A 17,387-nucleotide genomic window follows, 5' to 3' on the forward strand; every position below is an offset into this window, starting at 1 on the left:
CCATGCGCCGGATCGTCCGCATCGCTTCGTGGCTGTACGCCCTTGCCATATACGCCTTCATCTTCCTGCCGGTGGTCGTGCTGGTGCTGTTTTCGCTGCAGGCGACGTCGTTTCCGATCCCGCCCTTCACTGGCCCGTCGCTGCGGTGGTACGACGCGGTTCTTTCAGACACCCGGCTGACCTCGGCGCTGGTCAATTCGCTCATGGTCGCGGTTCTCTCCTCGGCCACCGCCGTCACGCTCGGCTTCCTCTCGGCGTGGGGCTTTGCACGCTTCGTCCTGCCAGGCTCCGGCCTGTTGCGCGGATTGATCACGCTGCCATTGACGGTCAGCTATCTCATCATCGGCATGGGACTGTTGGTGCTGTTCAACTGGGCCGGCGTGCCGAAGTCACTCTTGTTGGCCGGCATTGGCCACGTGGTGATCAATTTGCCTCTGTGCTTCGCCATCATCTACAGCCAGATGGGCGATCACCAGATCAACATCGAGCGCGCCGCGCGCGACCTCGGCGCACCCGAATGGAAGGTCCTGCTGCTGATCACCGTGCCCGTCATGGCGCCGGCCATCTTCGCCGGCTTCTTCCTGTCGATGACATTCTCCTGGGACGAGTTCGTGATCTCCTTCCTGCTGACGCGCTTCGACACCACCCTGCCGGTGGAAATCTGGAATCTACTGCGCTCCGGCCTCAATCCCAAGACCAATGCCGTCGGCTCGCTGGTCTTTGCCGTCTCCATCGTGCTGGTGGTTCTGTTCGAGCTGACATTGTTGCGGAGAAAGCCGGCATGAGCGCGCCCCTCGTCGACATTCGCAACGTTTCGCACCGTTTCGGCCAGCTTGCCGTGTTGAAAGATGTCTCTCTCGCCATCGAACCCGGCAGCTATACCATCCTGCTCGGACCTTCCGGGTCCGGCAAGACGACACTGCTTTCCATTCTTGGCGGCTTCATCACACCGAGCGAAGGCAAGGTGTTCATCCGCGGCGAAGACTGTACCGCTGTACCGCCGGCAAAACGTCCCACGACAACAGTGTTCCAGGACTACGCCCTGTTTCCGCATATGAGCGTCGGCAGCAATGTCGGCTTTGGTCTGCGTATGCAGGGCGTCGATGGCGCAACGCGCGCCGCACGAGCGCGCGAGGCGTTGGCGCTGGTCGGACTGGGCTCCGCCTTCGACAAGAAACCGCACCAGCTTTCCGGCGGCCAGCGGCAGCGCGTGGCGCTGGCCCGCGCGCTGGTTGTCGAGCCAGCGGTGCTTCTGCTCGACGAACCTCTAGGAGCGCTCGACCTGAAACTGCGCCGGCAGATGCAGGACGAGTTGAAGGCGATCCAGAAGCGTGTCGGCACCGCCTTTATCCATGTCACACACGATCAGGAAGAAGCGATGGCGCTCGCCGACCATTGCGTGGTGATGAATGACGGACGCATCGAGGACGAAGGTGCGCCCGAGCGCGTCTACGCACGGCCGGCAACGCGCTTTTCAGCGACGTTCATGGGCGAAAGCACGCTCGTTTCGGGAACGGTGGCGGCGGCGAACAACGGCACAGTCACGGTAGCCACTTCCGAAGGGCCTGTTCTGCTGCCGGGCACGTCGCAGACAGGCACTCGCGTTGCTTTGGCGATACGCCCGGAGCATCTTGTCCTCGGCAATGCCGCGGGCACTATCGCGTTGGGGTTGGCTAGGGTTAGCGACGTGGTTTTCCAGGGCAGCTTCAAGCGTGTGCTGGCGGTTTCCTCGAAGGATCCGGCGCTGCATTTCATCGCCAAGGTTCCGGCTGCCGCCAGCGTTCAGCCGGGCGACACGATCGCTGTTTCATGCGACGCTGCCGACATCATCCTGCTGGCGAGTTGAAAGCATGGGCGCGCTCCCGATCGTTGATGCTCCGAACTGGTATGAAACCATACGCATGGGCGATGGCATCACGCTGATCCATGAGCCATGGATCAAGCCGTTCTTCCGCTGCAACATGTGGCATGTGCGCGGCCGCGACCGCGATCTTCTGTTCGACACCGGCCTCGGCCATTTCAGCCTGCGGCGCCATGTGCCGCTCGTGGCCGAGCGAAAGCTTATCTGCGTCGCCAGCCACACGCATTTCGACCATATCGGCTGCCACCACGAGTTTCCCGACCGTTGCGTGCACGCGGCCGAGGCGGCGATCCTTGCCGATCCGCGCAACGAATGGACCGCCGCCGGCACCTACGCGACAGACGAGATGTTCGATGGCATGCCGGAAGGCTGGGACACCGCACGCTACCGCGTTCAGCCCGCACCCGCCGACCACCTGCTCGTGCATGGCGACATCGTCGATCTCGGTGACCGGGCCTTCCAAGTCATCCATACACCAGGCCATTCGCCTGGCGGCATCGCGCTCCATGAGAAGAAAACCGGCATCCTCCTTTCCGGCGACATTATCTATGACGGCCCCCTGATCGACGATGTCTATCACTCCGATATCGACGACTACGTCGCCACCTTGCTGCGCATGCGCGACCTTGATGTCTCGGTCGTGCATGGCGGCCATTTCCCCAGTTTCGGCAAGATACGCTACCGGCAGCTTGTCGATGAGTATCTGGCGCAAAAGCGGCAAGCCGGCTGCCATCTGCTGCGGACGCGGTAGTACGCTCACAGTGGTTGCAGTTGGGTACGCCCCGGGATCGGCGACGGCCAGAAAAGCGATAGCCTAGAATTCCAAGCTGCTAAAATCAGAACGACATCTAATTTAGCATATACTGCCTGACTGCGGCTTTCCACCCGTCGGGAGTGTATTGGTTTGCAGCTGGCGCACAAAGAACTCTCCAATAGACCCTTCGCAACTGTACAGATTTTGGTGTATGGGGCCGCCGCGGCTTCAAGACTCGAAAAACTGAAAAGCCCGAGGGAACGGCCAAGGCATGAAGATTGCGAGCAAATGGCCGGCGGAAACGGGAAAACGCGATCTCGTGATCGTAAGGGCCGGCGACAAGTCCCTACACCGGGGTTGGGGTGCGGACACACCTGAATGCGGCTTCGACCTGATCGTGAGCTATTTCGGCGCGGATCCTTCCGCGTTTCGATTGCCATATGAAAACCGGGTCGATTACATGGGCGGGAAATGGGACGGCATCCATGTGCTTTTCGCCCAGCAACCCGAACTGCTTGACCGATATCAGTATTTCTGGCTGCCTGATGATGATCTGGAGGCGGACGGCGCGACCATAGAGGCGATGTTCGCCAACATGCGCCGGTTCGACCTACATATCGCCCAGCCGGCATTGACGCTGGATAGCTACTTCACGCACCTTGCATTCCTTCGATGCAACAGCTTCGAACTCCGCCTCATAGACAAGATCGAGGTGATGGCTCCGTGTCTGAGATCAGATATCCTGGCGAAGATACTGCCGCTCTTCGAGCATTCGATGAGCGGTTTCGGCCTAGACTCCCTGTGGACAAGGCTCGGCACGGATAATACCGGAAAATCAGCTATTTTCGACGCATTGCCTGTTCGTCACACGCGGCCTGTCGGAATTGTCCTGGCAAGCGCGATGCGTGCGTCCGGCCGTACGCCCAACGCGGAATATCATCAGTTGAAAGCGCGATATGGCTTCGGTGAATTCTATCCCCTGTCGTATGAAGCCATCGATGTGAAAGGCCGCCGATGGCGGTCCCGGACAGCGATCGGCCTGCGCATGGTGGCAGACTACGCACTGGGTCGAGGAACGTTTCGTCAGGCAGATCAGCTGAAGAAATTGCTTTGGCGGCTCATCCGCCGGCAACGGTTCAAATCAGCCGACCTGTCTCCGATAATGCTCGATCCAAAGGAACAGCAGATGCAGGAATGGGCGGGAACGTGCTGACAGGTACTGAAATTCTCATCGTCGGCGCGGGGTTTTACGGCGCGACGCTGGCAGAGCGCATTGCCACGAAGCTCGGACGGCGTGTGCTGGTGATCGACCGGCGCCGGCATATCGGCGGCAATGCCTATACCGAGATCGACCCCGTCACGGGCGTCGAAATACACCGTTATGGACCCCATCTCTTCCACACTTCGAACGAAGCGGTCTGGAATTATCTGCGCCGGTTCACCGGGTTCAGTTCCTATCGCCATCGTGCCTTCTCGACTTACAACGGCAAGGTCTATCCCCTGCCGATCAACCTAGCCACGATCTGCCAGTTCTTCGGACGTCGCTTGAGCCCAGACGAAGCCCGCACCATGATCGCCGAACAGGCGTCGGAACTTGGCGATCGACCTCCCGCCAATCTCGAGGAAAAAGCGATCTCCCTCGTGGGGCGGCCGCTATACGAGGCTTTCATCAAGGGTTATACCGCCAAGCAGTGGCAGACCGATCCACGTGAACTACCGGCGCAGATCATCGCACGCCTGCCCGTGCGCTACACTTTCGAGGATGGCTACTTCAACGACCGTTTCCAAGGCCAGCCGCTCGACGGTTACACCGCGATTTTCGAAAAGATGCTCGGCCATGAACTGATCGAGACAAGGCTCGGCGTCGATTTCTTCGACATCAAGAACCAACTGCCAAAGGACCTGCCGGTCGTCTACACCGGGCCGATCGATCGCTATTTCGACTATTCTGAGGGAGAACTGGGCTGGCGAACCATCGACATCGAATTGGAGGTCATGGACACACCGGATTATCAGGGTACGGCCATCATGAACTATGCGGAGGAAACCGTACCCTATACAAGGGTAACGGAGTTTCGCCATTTCAACCCTGAACGACCGCACCAGACAGGCAAGACACTCATTGGCCGGGAATATTCGCGCTTTGCGCGCCGCGCCGACGAACCCTATTATCCAATAGATACGAGCAGCGACCAGGCGATATACCGGCGATACCTCGCACGCGCCGGCCAGGAACAGAACCTTCATCTTGGTGGACGGCTGGGGACCTATCGGTACCTGGATATGCACCAGGCCATAGGCGCGGCTCTCAAGGCCTTCGATACCGTCTTCGAGCCACACTTCCAGGGTGGCCGGGACACGCTCTCCAGCCCGACTTGAAAAAACGATTTGCGATCAACGCATGGAAATCAAAGCGCGGCAGCGCCCGCCGCGCGATTCTCAAGGGCGGACCCAATTGCCATCTGTTCCCGAAACCATTCGAGGGTCATGCGAACTCCCTCCTGATAGGCGGTTCTCGCTTCCCAGCCTGGAAGGACCTGCCTGGCCAAAGTCAGGTCCGGACAGCGGTTTGTCGGATCCTGGGGAACCGGCGCATGGTGCTCGATGCGGCTGCCGGGAACCAGCGAGCAAACGAATTCCGCAATCTCCAGGACTGAAATCTCGCAATTGTTGCCGATGTTGAGCGGTCCCTGATGAGTTATGGGATCCCGCCAGAAGAACCGTTCCATCCCCTCGATAATGTCGTCGACATACCCCCAGCTCCGCGACTGCGCGCCGTCGCCGTATACGGTTACGATTCCGGTCGTCAGTGCCTGCGCAATGAAGTTCGATACGGCGCGGCCATCATCGATGCGGGTGCGCGGTCCATAGGTGTTGAACAGCCGCACGACACGGACGTCCAGGTCGGCAACGCGGCGCTGTTCGAACAGCAATGCTTCCGTGCAACGCTTGCTCTCATCATACGACGACCTGGGACCGGTACAGTCCACCGAGCCCCTGTAGGTCTCGGGCTGCGGAGAGACCAGGGGATCGCCGTAAACCTCCGAGGTCGACGCGAAGCAAAAACGGCCGTCTGGCTTCAGCAATGTCAAAAGGTTCAGCGCTCCGCCGATGTTGGCCCGGATGGTGCGCGCCGGTTCACGCATGTACCAGAGGGGCGACGCCGGTGAGGCGAGGTGTATGATCTCGTCGAAGCGATGGTGTGAGACGAAGCTTTCGGCATCCTGAATTTCCAGACCAAGGCGAGGATCATCGATGTGCGCGATATTGCGCATGGATCCGGTCCACAGATTGTCGACGACAACCAATCTTTCCAGATCCGTGCGCAGCAACAGGCGATCGATCAGATGGGAGCCAAGGAAGCCGCAGCCGCCCGAGATCAATACACTGCGCATTGAGGTTTTCCTCTCGACATCAACCGTTCAACGACGGCCAATGCCCGTTCATGGACTGCTGACAGGCGCTCCCTCCGAAGCCATAGATGAAGCCATGGATCTTGTCTGCAAAGAGCATTTATCTACGCCGCGACACGCTGGAATTGCAACGCGCGAGCCTGGATTTCGCTAGGTATTATTGAGATGGCTGACCATGCGCAGGGTCGATGGATAACTCCGCACGGAAGAAAGCTGCCCGGTTGCACAACAGGTTGGCGTCTGATGCAAGCCGACATCAGGAGCCTCGGTGACAGCCTACATAACGCCGACGATCACCTGTCTTTTGCCAACTTATAGTGCCCGTTGCGGGCACGGCGTCCCAACCGCGTCACCACAGCGCGAGGCCGTTGGCTGAGGCCTGAAGCTCATCTGTTCGGACTGGCGCACCAGTTCGGAAAAGACCAGCGCGAAGCTTCCCAACATCAGGAAAACAATGATCAGGCGTGTCACCGGCAATATATCGGCCTCGACTGGCTAGGCCCCACGCTACCCATCCACTGTCGGCTAACATGATCGAGGCCGCTTTACGAGTGCTTAAGCTCCATCTTAACCATCAACGTCATCACATTCGCAAATGCAGTGACACGATGCGCGATCAGCCGGTCGATTTCCCGGCCGCGCCCTCGCCTCGCGAGACAGGACGGCGTCTCCCTTTGCAGACGCGCCTCGCACATGTTAACCCGGCGCTGGAGCGACCCACGCAACCGGTCGCCATCCGGGAGCCATGAGCAAAGCCGCCAGCCGTTTCGCTTTCATCTCGTCCGATACAGCCGATGCCAAGGCGGCGTTGGAGAGCCTTTCGGCTCGCTATGGCCAATGCCCGGTCGAGGATGCGGAGGTCGTAATCGCCCTTGGGGGTGACGGCTTCCTCCTGCAGACCTTGCGCGACACCATGGGCACGGGAAAAAAGGTCTACGGAATGAACCGTGGCACCATAGGATTCCTGATGAACGAATACCGTTCCGGTGGCCTCACCGAACGCATCGCCGCCGCTGTCGCCGAAACCATCCGTCCATTGGAGATGCAGGCACTGACATCGGAGGGCGAGACGATCTCGGCGCTGGCGATCAACGAAGTTGCGCTCTGGCGCCAGTCCTACCAGACCGCGAAGATTCGCATCACCGTGGATGAGCAGGTGCGCCTTGAAGAGTTGAGCTGCGACGGCGTCATGATCGCGACGCCCGCTGGTTCGACCGCTTACAACCTTTCAGCGCACGGGCCCATCCTGCCGCTCGATGCCCCATTGCTGGCGCTCACCCCGGTCAGCCCGTTTCGGCCGCGACGCTGGCGCGGCGCCCTGCTCTCAAACAAGGCGACCGTACGCTTCGACATCCTGGAGCCTGAAAAGCGGCCTGTGAACGCCGCCGCTGATCACACCGAGGTCAAGGCAGTGACGTCGGTGACGGTGCGAGAATCGCCGACGGCCACGGCAACGTTATTGTTCGATCCCAACCACTCCTGGAACGAGCGCATTCTTGCCGAGCAGTTCCGCTACTGAGCCGACACGGCAATCGGCCACGATATTAAGCATCGCGATTAAGGTTACGACCTGACAATCGTGCCAATCCCACCCGTTTCTGTTGACAAATCGCGGGCTTGCGCCTATTCGCAATACCAATCTTGCAGGCGCGTGGCGCTTGCCGCGACGGATGCCGTTGCGCTTCCCCGAACCAGCCAAAGACAGCAACACTTGTCCTCAGACACCACGACCGCTCAAGAAGCGTTGACCTTCGCAGACCTCGGCCTGTCGCCGAAGGTCCTTTCCGCCGTCACCGATGCCGGCTACACCGAGCCGACGCCGATCCAGGCTGGCGCCATACCGCATGCGCTGCTCGGCAAGGATGTGCTGGGTATCGCCCAGACCGGCACCGGCAAGACAGCCTCGTTCGTGCTGCCGATGCTCACCCGGCTGGAAAAGGGCCGGGCCCGCGCACGCATGCCGCGTACGCTGATCCTCGAGCCGACGCGCGAGCTTGCCGCGCAGGTCGAAGAAAACTTCGTCAAATATGGCAAGAACCACAAGCTCAACATCGCTCTCCTGATCGGTGGCGTGTCCTTCGACGAGCAGGACAAGAAGCTGGAGCGCGGCGCCGACGTGCTGATCGCGACGCCTGGCCGGCTGCTAGACCATCGCGAGCGTGGCAAGCTGCTGCTCAACGGCGTCGAGATTCTCGTCATCGACGAGGCCGATCGCATGCTCGACATGGGTTTCATTCCCGATATCGAACGCATCTGCGAAATGATCCCTTTCACGCGCCAGACCTTGTTCTTCTCGGCGACGATGCCGCCGGAAATCACCAAGCTTACCGAGAAATTCCTTCACGCGCCGGTACGTGTCGAGGTCTCGAAAGCCGCGTCCGCCGCCACCAACATTACACAACGGCTGGTCAAATCCGGCTCGAAGCCCTGGGACAAGCGCGAGACCCTGCGCAACCTGATCAGAGCGGAAGACGCCGAACTGAAGAACGCGATCATCTTCTGCAACCGCAAGATTGAAGTGTCGGAACTGTTCCGCTCGCTGCTGAAGTATGATTTCGACGCCGGCGCGTTGCATGGCGACATGGACCAGCGCGCGCGCATGCAGATGCTGGCCAATTTCCGCGACGGCAAGCTTCGTTACCTGGTGGCCTCGGACGTCGCGGCGCGCGGTCTCGACATCCCCGACGTCAGCCATGTCTTCAACTACGATGTGCCCATCCATGCCGAGGATTACGTTCACCGCATTGGCCGCACCGGCCGTGCCGGACGCTCGGGCAAATCCTTCACCATCGCGACCAAGTCGGACACGAAATACGTCGATGCCATCGAGCGGCTGATCGGCACCAAGATCGAGTGGCACGATGGCGACCTGTCGACTGTGGTCGCTAGCGAGAGCGAGGATGAAGCGCCGCGTCGTGGCAAAGGGGCGCCGCGCCGCGCCGGCCGCAAGGATGACGACCGCAAGGACAGGGGCGAGCGCAAGCCACGTGAACGCCACGCCAAGCGCAATGACGATGTCACGCCGGAAGCAGTGCATGACGAGCAGCCGGTCGTCGCTGAAGCCGCCGTCACGGATATCGTTGAGCGGCGCGCGCGCAAGGAATCGATCCGCTCCGAGAATACCGAACGGAAAGTTTCGACTGAACGTAATGAACAACGTGCGCCGGAGCGCGGGGACACCAGGCCGCAGCGCGACAACAACCGCCCTGCCCGTCACCGTCAGGAAGACAACGACGCCACGGTCGGGTTCGGTGACGACATGCCTGCCTTCATGCGGATCGTCGCCAAGGTCTGATCACTGTTGGATTCGTCAGAAAGCCAAACGAAAAACGGCCCCTTCCGGGGCCGTTTTGTATTGGATGCCGCGTTGCTCAGGTGAGCGGCGACAGCTGGATTTCGACCCGGCGATTCTGAGCGCGGCCTTCGGCGGTGGCATTGGACGCAATCGGACGCGTCTTGCCAAAACCGGTGACGGCGAAGCGACGCTGATCGACGCCCTGGCCGGACAGATAGTTGGCGACAGCCAAGGCCCGGCGCTGCGACAGATCGAAATTGTGCTGGTCGCCGCCAGTCGAATCGGTATGGCCGAAAACGTCGACGGTGGTCTGGCGGAACTTCTTCAGAACCAGGGCCACGGAGTTCAGCGTCTGGTAGAAGCCCGGCTTCACCGCGTCCTGATCGACATTGAAGGTAATGTCGGAGGGCATGTTCAGGATGATCTGGTCGCCGCTACGGGTGACGCTCACGCCGGTGCCCTGAAGCTGCCTGCGCAGTTCGGCCTCGTTCTGGTCCATCGTGGCGCCGATGGCGCCGCCGGCGAGCGCGCCGATGCCCGCGCCGATCAGCGCATTCCGGCGGTCATTGCCTCCCGCGAGCAGACCGAGGCCCGCACCCGCGAGCGCGCCAAGCCCGGCGCCGGCGGCGGTGTTGGAAATCTTCTGGTCTCCGGTGTACGGGTCGGTGGTGGTGCAAGCGCTCACAAGCACAGCCGTCGCCACAACGGCGAGCACAGTCTTTTTCATAGAAATCGTCCCTCTCAAAACGCGGTCGATCGCGACGCGCCAAATCAGCCCTTCCAATGCCTTGTACCATGAAATACGGCGAAAAACGGAATGGGGAAAGCAGCAGCCACGGCTTTTCCGGCCGGATTCCGTTCGCGGCGCGATCGGCGGCGACCAGCTTGGAACACCTACCAGAGATTCTTGCCGTCGATGATGACCAGTTCGACCTTGTCGAGGTCGAAATCGTCCAACAGGCGCGAGTTCACGCTGATCCTCGGATTGTCGAAATCCGGCTTTCCTGTCGACCAGTCCGGTGTTTCGGTGAAGGTGCCGCAGCCACATACGGCGCAAAAGCCGTGCTTAACGGCTCTCGACCCCCATTGATAGAACGAGACATTTTCGGGCGGACTGGTGAGCCTGAATTGTGACGGCATGTAGTAAGGCCCACAAGGAGCCGCGCTTCGAGCAAAAAAAGCATGTGCATTGCGTGACGGTCCGCGGCGCCTGCGAAACCTCGAATGTGGTCGCCTTACAGTGGCAACTTGCCTTGATGATCATGACCGAGCTCCTCACGATTGCCGCCGCCCATGCGCAATGGCAACACAAGGCGGTTCGTCTGACAACCACCTGCCGGCCGCTGTCAGCACGGATCGTTGCGCGCGATCCAAACCCAGGAGTTCCAAGCGCAAACCGAACCACCCAGCCAGAAGCGCGTCGCGTTTGAACGGATTCTTGCGACGCGCTTTAGTCCTGTCTTGCGCACGCCGTCGCCGAAAACCGCGGCGCACTCTTGGGCAACATGCGTCAGAAGGAAGACGGCGGCACAAACAGGCAGATGGTCTTGCCGGCATCAAGCCCGGCTTGATGCGCGCACCAGTGGAATTCGCCGTCGGGCGAATTCTTGACCCGCTTGTCGCTATAGGCAACCACCTCCCCCGTATCCTTGATGACGTAGCCGTCGGGGCGCTCGCTGATGGATGTCTGCGGCACCTCATGGCAATCATAGTTCGCACAGCAGGCGAATGGATAACTCCAGCCTTGCGGCATGGCGGCGGTTGGCTTGGCGTCATGAGCGGAGGCGGTTGGCGTGAGCAGCACGATCGCGCCGACCGCGAGCAGAAACAGGCGTCGGCCAGCCGGTTGAACGGCTTTGGCCGGTCGAATTGTGGCAGCAGACATGACACGTTCCTTTCAAACGAGTTTCAAGCATTGCGCTTGCCCGTTCCCGGAACGTATCTTCCCAGTGGCCAGATCGACAGTTCGCAGATATGCCGCGCCCGGCCATAAATGCTTTTTGTCCCTCACCCGCATGTTGAGCCGATTGATGAGTCGGCGCAAGAGATCGCGGGGCCCATGGCTGCCTGTGGATGGGTCAGCCTATGTCGCGTGTTCTTCAAATCGAGGAAGATCGTCGGTGATTGTGAACCACGCTGCCTTGGAGCCGACAAAGATGTGCATGGTCGGCCGGATTGCCGGATCGTCGACGAGCGTACCCATGGGGACGTGAGCGAAAGCACCTTCTCGCACAACCGAATAGAGCAGCGATCCGCATAGCTTGCAGTGAGTATCGTGGTCGGCGCTTTCGTCACCAAAGATCAGGAGATCGCGAGCACCGTTGGTAAGGTTGAGCTTGGCACGTTCGATGCCCGCGAATGGCTTGAAGGCCGAACCGGTCGAGCGCCGGCAATTCGAACAATGGCAATTGGCCGCGTAGATGAATTCGTCCGCCACGGCATATTGGACGGCGCCGCAAAGGCATTTCCCGGAAAGCTTGCGCGCCATCGACTCCTCCTGGCATGCCCAACCGAGCACTAACCGGCGGGCCGCACCTCGCGGATACGGCCCTGCGGTTGTCCCAGCCTAGTCCAGATCCGCCACCGCTTCGCCGGAGCCGCCCTCGATACGCTGCGACAGCGAGGCTTCCATGAACTCGTCGAGATCGCCATCGAGCACGCTCGAAGGGCTGCTGCTCTCGACGCCGGTGCGCAGATCCTTGACCAACTGATAGGGTTGCAGGACGTAGGATCGTATCTGGTGGCCCCAGCCGATGTCGCTCTTCGAAGCCTCGGTGGCATTCGCCACAGCTTCACGCTTCTTGAGCTCTTCCTCGTAGAGCCGCGAGCGCAGCATTTCCCAGGCCTTGGCCTTGTTCTTGTGTTGCGAACGCTCAGCCTGGCAAGCGACCGCGATCCCGGTGGCGAGATGGGTGATACGAACGGCCGAATCGGTGGTGTTGACGTGCTGGCCGCCCGAGCCGGACGAGCGATAAGTGTCGATGCGCACGTCGGATTCGGAGACGTCGATCTCGATCCTGTCGTCGACGACGGGATAGACCCAGACGCTGGAGAAGGACGTATGTCGGCGCGCATTGCTGTCATAGGGCGAGATACGCACCAGTCGATGGACACCCGATTCCGTCTTGAGCCAGCCATAGGCATTGTGGCCCTTGATCAGCAGCGTGGCGGACTTGATGCCGGCTTCTTCACCGTCATGCACTTCCAGCACCTCGACCTTGAAGCGGCGACGCTCGGCCCAGCGCGTATACATGCGCAGCAGCATCGAGGCCCAATCCTGGCTCTCCGTGCCGCCGGCGCCCGCATGGACTTCGAGATAGGTATCGTTGGCGTCGGCCTCGCCCGACAGCAGGGTCTCGATCTGGCGGGCTTTTGCTTCGCCACGCATCGAGCGGATCGCGGCTTCCGCCTCCGCCACGATACCTTCGTCGCCTTCTTCCTCGCCAAGCTCGATCAGGCCAATATTGTCTTCCAGCGCCTGTGTGAAGCCCTTGACCGCCGCGATGCCATCTTCGAGGCCCTGGCGTTCGCGCATCAGCTTTTGCGCTTCCTGCGGCTCGTTCCAGAGGCTTGCATCCTCGGCACGGACATTGAGGTATTCAAGCCGCTTTATGGCCTGATCCCAGTCAAAGATGCCTCCTCAGCAGGGTTATCGCCTGCCTGATTTCGTCGACAATATTCTGCGTTTCCGCGCGCATGGGCTGCTGTTCTGTCCTGTTGGAGAATGATGCCTTGATCGGCGCGATACATAGGCACGGCACCGGCGCCTGTAAAGTGAAATGGGCCGGCTGGTGCCGGCCCATCGAAACGCATCTCAGGTCAATAAAGGCCGCCGCCGCCATCCTGGATGGCCTGATTGGCCTGGGGCGACAGCGCACCCCCCGTCGCATTGGAGCCATCGGCGCCCATGCCGATAACCCAGTAGCTGTCGGCCGGTCCGGTACCCGGCTTGAAAGCCTCAATGATGGTGCCGGGGTCGCCCGCGGTCGCGCGCATGCCCGTCTTGTGGTTGATGGCAATCAGCTTCATGCCGTCGGGAACCTGGAAGTCGACATTGGGCGTGCCGTCCAGCGCCACGCGCATGAAGTCCTTGAAGATCGGAGCCGCCAGACCGCCGCCGGTGGCGCCATGGCCAAGGCCGCGCGGCGTGTCATAGCCCATATAGAGGCCGACAACGAGGTTCGGCGTATAGCCAATGAACCAGGCGTCCTTCTCGTCGTTTGTCGTGCCGGTCTTGCCCGCGATATGCCGGCCGAGTTCGCCGATTGTGGCGCCCGTGCCGCGTTGCACGACACCTTCCATCATCGAGGTGATCTGATAGGCCGTCATCGGGTCGAGCACCTGCTCGGAATTGTCGACCAGTTCCGGCTCAGGCTGGTTATGCCATTCGGTGGCGTTGCAGCCCTCGCAACCGCGTTCGTCCTGCTTGAACACGGTCTTGCCATAGCGGTCCTGGATGCGGTCGATCAGCGACGGCTTGATCGACTTGCCGCCATTGGCCATGATCGAATAGGCCGACACCATGCGCATGACGGTCGTCTCGCCAGAGCCGAGCGCCATCGGCAGATACGGCGCCAGATGATCGTAGACGCCAAAACGCTCGGCATATTCGACGACGAGCTTCATGCCCATGTCGTTGGCAAGCCGCACTGTCATGAGATTGCGCGATTTTTCGATACCGGACCGCAGGGTTGCCGGCCCGGCAACGGTCCCGTCATAATTCTTCGGCGTCCAGGTCGTGTTGCCGCTCTGGATGGTGATCGGTCCATCCATGATCACCGAAGCCGGCGTATAGCCATTGTCGAGCGCGGCCGAGTACACGATCGGCTTGAACGACGAGCCCGGCTGACGCATGGCCTGGGTGGCGCGATTGAATTCCGACTGCGCGTAGGAGAAGCCGCCGACCATCGCGAGCACACGGCCCGTGTGCGGATCCATGGCGATCAGGCCACCTTCCACTTCCGGAATCTGGCGCAGGCTGTAGGTTCCATCCGAGCCATCGTTCTTCTGCACGAATATGACGTCGCCCGGCTTCAGCACCTCCGCCGGCGACTTGGCCTTGACGGTCTTGCCATCGACGACATGGCGCATGGCGAAACCCATGTCGTCCTTGCTGACGGTGCCTGTGACACGCTCCTTGACGATGTCGCCCGAAGCCTGCCGCGTCGGCTGAAGGCCGATGGACAGGCCGGTCGAAGAACTGTCCAACACCACGGCAAGCGACCATTCCGGCACGTCCTCCAGTCCCTTGACGTTGCCCAGCGGCACGCCCCAGTCGCCGGAAACATCGATCTTCGTCACCGGTCCGCGATAACCACGCAGCGTGTCGTATTTTAGCAATCCGTTCTGCATCGACTTGCGGGCAATGATCTGGATCTTTGGATCAAGCGTCGTGCGGACTGAAAGTCCGCCTTCGTAAAGCGCATTCTCGCCGTAGCGCGAAATGATCTGGCGGCGCACCTCCTCGGTGAAATACTCGCCGGCGAACAGATATGTGCCAGTGCGGCGCGGCGTAACGCCAAGCGGAGAGGCTTTTGCCTTCTCGCCTTCGTCATGCGTGACGTAGCCATTCGCGACCATCTGGTCGATGACCCAGTTGCGGCGTTCGAGCGCACGGTCGGCATGCTTGAAGGGGTTGTAGTTAGCGGGGCCTTTCGGCAGCGAGGCCAGATATGCGGCCTCCGCGACGGTCAACTCATTCACCGACTTGTCGAAATAGGTGAGTGCGGCACCCGCGACACCATAGGCGCCGAAGCCGAAGAAGATTTCGTTGAGATAGAGTTCGAGAATGCGATCCTTCGAATAGGCCTGCTCGATGCGGAAGGCGAGGATCATCTCCTTGATCTTGCGCTCATAGGTCTGGTCGGAGGACAGCAAGAAGTTCTTCGCCACCTGCTGGGTGATCGTCGAGGCGCCAACCTGCCGCCTGCCGGAGCCGAAATTCTGCAGATTGACGATAACGGCGCGGCCAAGACCGGTCACGTCGATGCCGGGATGGTTGTAGAAGTTCTTGTCCTCGGCGGACATGAACGCTGCCTTGACGCGATCCGGAATGGCCTGGATCGGCAGGTACAGACGCCGCTCGCGCGCGTACTCGGCCATCAGCGATCCATCCGATGCATGGATGCGCGTCGTCACCGGCGGTTCGTACTTCGCAAGAACCTCGTAGTCGGGCAGGTCCTTCGACAGATGGCTGATATACAGCGCAAGGCCCGCCGCGACCAAAAGGGCCAGCGTCGTGCCGATGCCGAAGAAATAGCCAATAAGACGAATCATGCCCGCTCCAGTCCTTGGTTCGGGATTTTCCTAAACGAAGCCGCCTTTCGCGCAAGCTTTCCAGACGGTCCCAATCCGTAATGGAAGACCCATGTCGCGACCATGTGGACAAAATACGGCAATGGCGAATTTCGGCCCGGGATGCCGAAAATAAAAACGCCACGTGTTGTCGCCATACAACGCCGCCTGTGGTTGTGGGCGGCGCCGGGCATCTCACCCTCCAGTTCTATTTTCAGCCTTGGCCGCGGCAAACAAGGCAACGGCGTTGGTTATGCTCTGCGCCGCCTTGCCTCTCCAGTCCGCATCCAGCAATTGGGCCTCGTCCTTCGCGTTGGACAGATAGCCGAGTTCGACAAGAACCGAAGGAACATCCGGGGCCTTTAGCACCCTGAAGCCCGCGGAACGCTGTGGATTGTTGATCAGGCCGACGCTGGTGGACAACTGGCCAACCAGCGTGTGAGCAAAACTCATCGAAAAACCGTGGGTCTCACGACGGATCAGGTCGATCAGGATATCCGTCACTTCCTTGTTGTCATCCTTGATCTCCATGCCCGCGAGTTGGTCCGACAGGTTCTCGCGGTCGGCGAGCGCCTGCGCCTGCGGGTCGGACGCCTTGTCCGAGACAGTATAGACGGTGGCACCCCTGATGCCCTTGACGCTGATGGTGTCGGCATGGATCGAAATCAACAGGTCGGCTTCGTGCTGACGGGCAATGCGGACGCGGTCGTCCAACCGAAGAAACTCGTCGGTGTCGCGCGTCATGAACACATTGTAGTTACCTGTCGCGGCGAGTTTGTCGCGCAATTCGGTGGCGAAGGCGAGCGTGACATTCTTTTCGATGGTACCGTTAAGCCCTTCAGCGCCGCCGTCGACACCACCATGGCCCGGATCGAGGACGATGGTGAAGCGATGGCCCGCGGCCGTCGTCGGCCCCTTCCCGACCCTCTCGCCCTTTTCGGTCGAGACGGTTGAGCCGGTGGTCAATGCCTGGTTGGCCAGCGCTTCGTCAAACTCCCGCTCGGACGCAGCCGACATCTCGATGGCCAGCCGATAGCCCGTGCCGTCGTCGTTCTTGAGCACATCGAGCTTGTCGACCGCGAACGGCCCCTTGCCGGTCAAGATCAACCGCGACACGCCCTCACCCAGATCACCGAGGCGCACAGCCTTCACAAGGCCGCGTGCCTTCAGATCCTTGGCGTCGAGAGCGAATTTCGTGTTCTGGAGGTCAACGACCAGCCGGTTCGGGCCGCGCAGCAGGAACCATTTCAGATCGGGTTCACGGTCGAAGTTCATGACGATGCGCATCTTGGTGGCATCGCCCGCCATCTTGTAACCGGTCGCCTTCAGAGGCGCATCGGCAGCCTGCGAAAGTGACGGCAAAGCAAGGCACAATGACATCACCATCAAGGCCAGCATGGCGCGCGAGAACCAGCCACCGGCACGAGGCCCCTTGTCCGTGAAGTCTGCCCGTCCCATCTCTTTCCAGTCGCCCCCGGTTTGGCGTCAAGCGCCGGGCCTGCGTTCGTCGAAGTGCCGGTTACGCCGCGAACTCGATTAACGATTGGTATCCAGAGAAGGTTAACCAAGCCTTTTCATGCGTGATCGAGGCCTGGCTTCCGCTACGGAACTGCTTTTTGCCGGCATCGGAAATCGGGGTTGCCTTCCACCCCGCCAAATCATAAAAGCGATGGTGGATCACTGCAATCCTGGAACCGCTCTCCTCCGCAGCTTACTGCTACAGGTCAGATGAAAGGCGGCTCCTTTCGCTTCAAGCGAAAAGGCTTCAGG

General features: G+C 60.6%; 14 protein-coding genes and 1 pseudogene. 7 read left to right on the forward strand and 8 right to left on the reverse strand.

What is annotated here, in order from left to right; translation table 11 throughout:
• Window positions 1–2: 2 nt before the first annotated feature.
• The 5 genes from ACO07C_RS05665 (at window position 3) to glf (ending at window position 4,994) form a co-directional block, all read left to right on the forward strand.
• Window positions 3–785, forward strand: a complete 783-nt coding sequence (locus ACO07C_RS05665; protein ID WP_421913225.1) for an ABC transporter permease — start codon at window positions 3–5, stop codon at window positions 783–785.
• On the forward strand, window positions 782–1,846 hold the full coding sequence (locus ACO07C_RS05670; protein WP_421913226.1) for an ABC transporter ATP-binding protein: 1,065 nt from the start codon (window positions 782–784) through the stop codon (window positions 1,844–1,846). The genes ACO07C_RS05665 and ACO07C_RS05670 overlap by 4 nt, the downstream gene beginning before the upstream one ends.
• A gap of 4 nt (window positions 1,847–1,850) precedes the next feature.
• Window positions 1,851–2,612, forward strand: a complete 762-nt coding sequence (locus ACO07C_RS05675) for an MBL fold metallo-hydrolase (RefSeq protein ID WP_421913227.1) — start codon at window positions 1,851–1,853, stop codon at window positions 2,610–2,612.
• A 274-nt stretch (window positions 2,613–2,886) separates the two neighbouring features.
• Window positions 2,887–3,828 (forward strand): hypothetical protein, encoded by a 942-nt coding sequence (locus ACO07C_RS05680; protein WP_421913228.1) that lies wholly within the window; start codon window positions 2,887–2,889, stop codon window positions 3,826–3,828.
• Window positions 3,726–4,994: a UDP-galactopyranose mutase gene (gene glf / locus ACO07C_RS05685; RefSeq protein WP_421913229.1), complete on the forward strand. Its 1,269-nt coding sequence runs from the start codon at window positions 3,726–3,728 to the stop codon at window positions 4,992–4,994. The genes ACO07C_RS05680 and glf overlap by 103 nt, the downstream gene beginning before the upstream one ends.
• A 29-nt stretch (window positions 4,995–5,023) precedes the next feature.
• On the opposite strand, the gene ACO07C_RS05690 is transcribed toward glf, so the two are convergent.
• A complete protein-coding gene (locus ACO07C_RS05690) occupies window positions 5,024–6,010 on the reverse strand; it encodes an NAD-dependent epimerase/dehydratase family protein (protein WP_421913230.1) in 987 nt (328 codons plus the stop codon).
• Window positions 6,011–6,773: 763 nt separating this feature from the next.
• Between ACO07C_RS05690 and ACO07C_RS05695 the strand changes: the two genes are divergently transcribed.
• Window positions 6,774–7,547 (forward strand): NAD kinase, encoded by a 774-nt coding sequence (locus ACO07C_RS05695; RefSeq protein WP_421913231.1) that lies wholly within the window; start codon window positions 6,774–6,776, stop codon window positions 7,545–7,547.
• A gap of 192 nt (window positions 7,548–7,739) precedes the next feature.
• The gene (locus ACO07C_RS05700) at window positions 7,740–9,323 is read left to right on the forward strand and encodes a DEAD/DEAH box helicase (RefSeq protein WP_421913232.1); all 1,584 of its coding nucleotides are present in this window, start codon (window positions 7,740–7,742) and stop codon (window positions 9,321–9,323) included.
• Window positions 9,324–9,399: 76 nt separating this feature from the next.
• Here the strand turns inward: ACO07C_RS05700 and ACO07C_RS05705 are convergent, their stop codons facing one another.
• From ACO07C_RS05705 to ACO07C_RS05735, 7 genes and pseudogenes are all read right to left on the reverse strand, one after another.
• Entirely contained in the window at window positions 9,400–10,050 is a 651-nt protein-coding gene (locus ACO07C_RS05705; RefSeq protein WP_421913233.1) for an OmpA family protein, read from the reverse strand.
• A gap of 167 nt (window positions 10,051–10,217) precedes the next feature.
• Window positions 10,218–10,587, reverse strand: a pseudogene (locus ACO07C_RS05710) (GFA family protein).
• A gap of 246 nt (window positions 10,588–10,833) precedes the next feature.
• Window positions 10,834–11,208 (reverse strand): hypothetical protein, encoded by a 375-nt coding sequence (locus tag ACO07C_RS05715; RefSeq protein WP_421913234.1) that lies wholly within the window; start codon window positions 11,206–11,208, stop codon window positions 10,834–10,836.
• A 198-nt stretch (window positions 11,209–11,406) separates the two neighbouring features.
• A complete protein-coding gene (locus ACO07C_RS05720; protein WP_421913235.1) occupies window positions 11,407–11,811 on the reverse strand; it encodes a GFA family protein in 405 nt (134 codons plus the stop codon).
• A 78-nt stretch (window positions 11,812–11,889) separates the two neighbouring features.
• A protein-coding gene (gene prfB / locus ACO07C_RS05725; protein WP_421913236.1) for a peptide chain release factor 2 occupies window positions 11,890–13,021 on the reverse strand; the annotation gives its coding sequence in 2 pieces (ribosomal slippage) (window positions 11,890–12,954 and window positions 12,956–13,021; 1,131 coding nt in all).
• A 121-nt stretch (window positions 13,022–13,142) separates the two neighbouring features.
• Complete coding sequence (locus ACO07C_RS05730) at window positions 13,143–15,599, reverse strand: penicillin-binding protein 1A (RefSeq protein WP_421913237.1); 2,457 nt, start codon at window positions 15,597–15,599, stop codon at window positions 13,143–13,145.
• Window positions 15,600–15,812: 213 nt separating this feature from the next.
• The gene (locus tag ACO07C_RS05735; protein WP_421913238.1) at window positions 15,813–17,075 is read right to left on the reverse strand and encodes an N-acetylmuramoyl-L-alanine amidase; all 1,263 of its coding nucleotides are present in this window, start codon (window positions 17,073–17,075) and stop codon (window positions 15,813–15,815) included.
• Window positions 17,076–17,387 lie beyond the last annotated feature (312 nt).

This window comes from Mesorhizobium sp., assembly GCF_965229135.1.
Lineage (GTDB): Bacteria > Pseudomonadota > Alphaproteobacteria > Rhizobiales > Rhizobiaceae > Mesorhizobium.

What these genes read in the sequence shown, in the direction of transcription:
- ACO07C_RS05670 (WP_421913226.1), top strand. Translation starts at nt 782, where the DNA reads ATGAGCGCGCCCCTCGTCGACATTCGCAACGTTTCGCACCGTTTCGGC.
- ACO07C_RS05690 (WP_421913230.1), bottom strand. Translation starts at nt 6,010, where the DNA reads ATGCGCAGTGTATTGATCTCGGGCGGCTGCGGCTTCCTTGGCTCCCAT.
- ACO07C_RS05705 (WP_421913233.1), bottom strand. Translation starts at nt 10,050, where the DNA reads ATGAAAAAGACTGTGCTCGCCGTTGTGGCGACGGCTGTGCTTGTGAGC.
- ACO07C_RS05680 (WP_421913228.1), top strand. Translation starts at nt 2,887, where the DNA reads ATGAAGATTGCGAGCAAATGGCCGGCGGAAACGGGAAAACGCGATCTC.
- ACO07C_RS05695 (WP_421913231.1), top strand. Translation starts at nt 6,774, where the DNA reads ATGAGCAAAGCCGCCAGCCGTTTCGCTTTCATCTCGTCCGATACAGCC.
- ACO07C_RS05735 (WP_421913238.1), bottom strand. Translation starts at nt 17,075, where the DNA reads ATGGGACGGGCAGACTTCACGGACAAGGGGCCTCGTGCCGGTGGCTGG.
- ACO07C_RS05665 (WP_421913225.1), top strand. Translation starts at nt 3, where the DNA reads ATGCGCCGGATCGTCCGCATCGCTTCGTGGCTGTACGCCCTTGCCATA.
- ACO07C_RS05675 (WP_421913227.1), top strand. Translation starts at nt 1,851, where the DNA reads ATGGGCGCGCTCCCGATCGTTGATGCTCCGAACTGGTATGAAACCATA.
- ACO07C_RS05715 (WP_421913234.1), bottom strand. Translation starts at nt 11,208, where the DNA reads ATGTCTGCTGCCACAATTCGACCGGCCAAAGCCGTTCAACCGGCTGGC.
- ACO07C_RS05730 (WP_421913237.1), bottom strand. Translation starts at nt 15,599, where the DNA reads ATGATTCGTCTTATTGGCTATTTCTTCGGCATCGGCACGACGCTGGCC.
- ACO07C_RS05720 (WP_421913235.1), bottom strand. Translation starts at nt 11,811, where the DNA reads ATGGCGCGCAAGCTTTCCGGGAAATGCCTTTGCGGCGCCGTCCAATAT.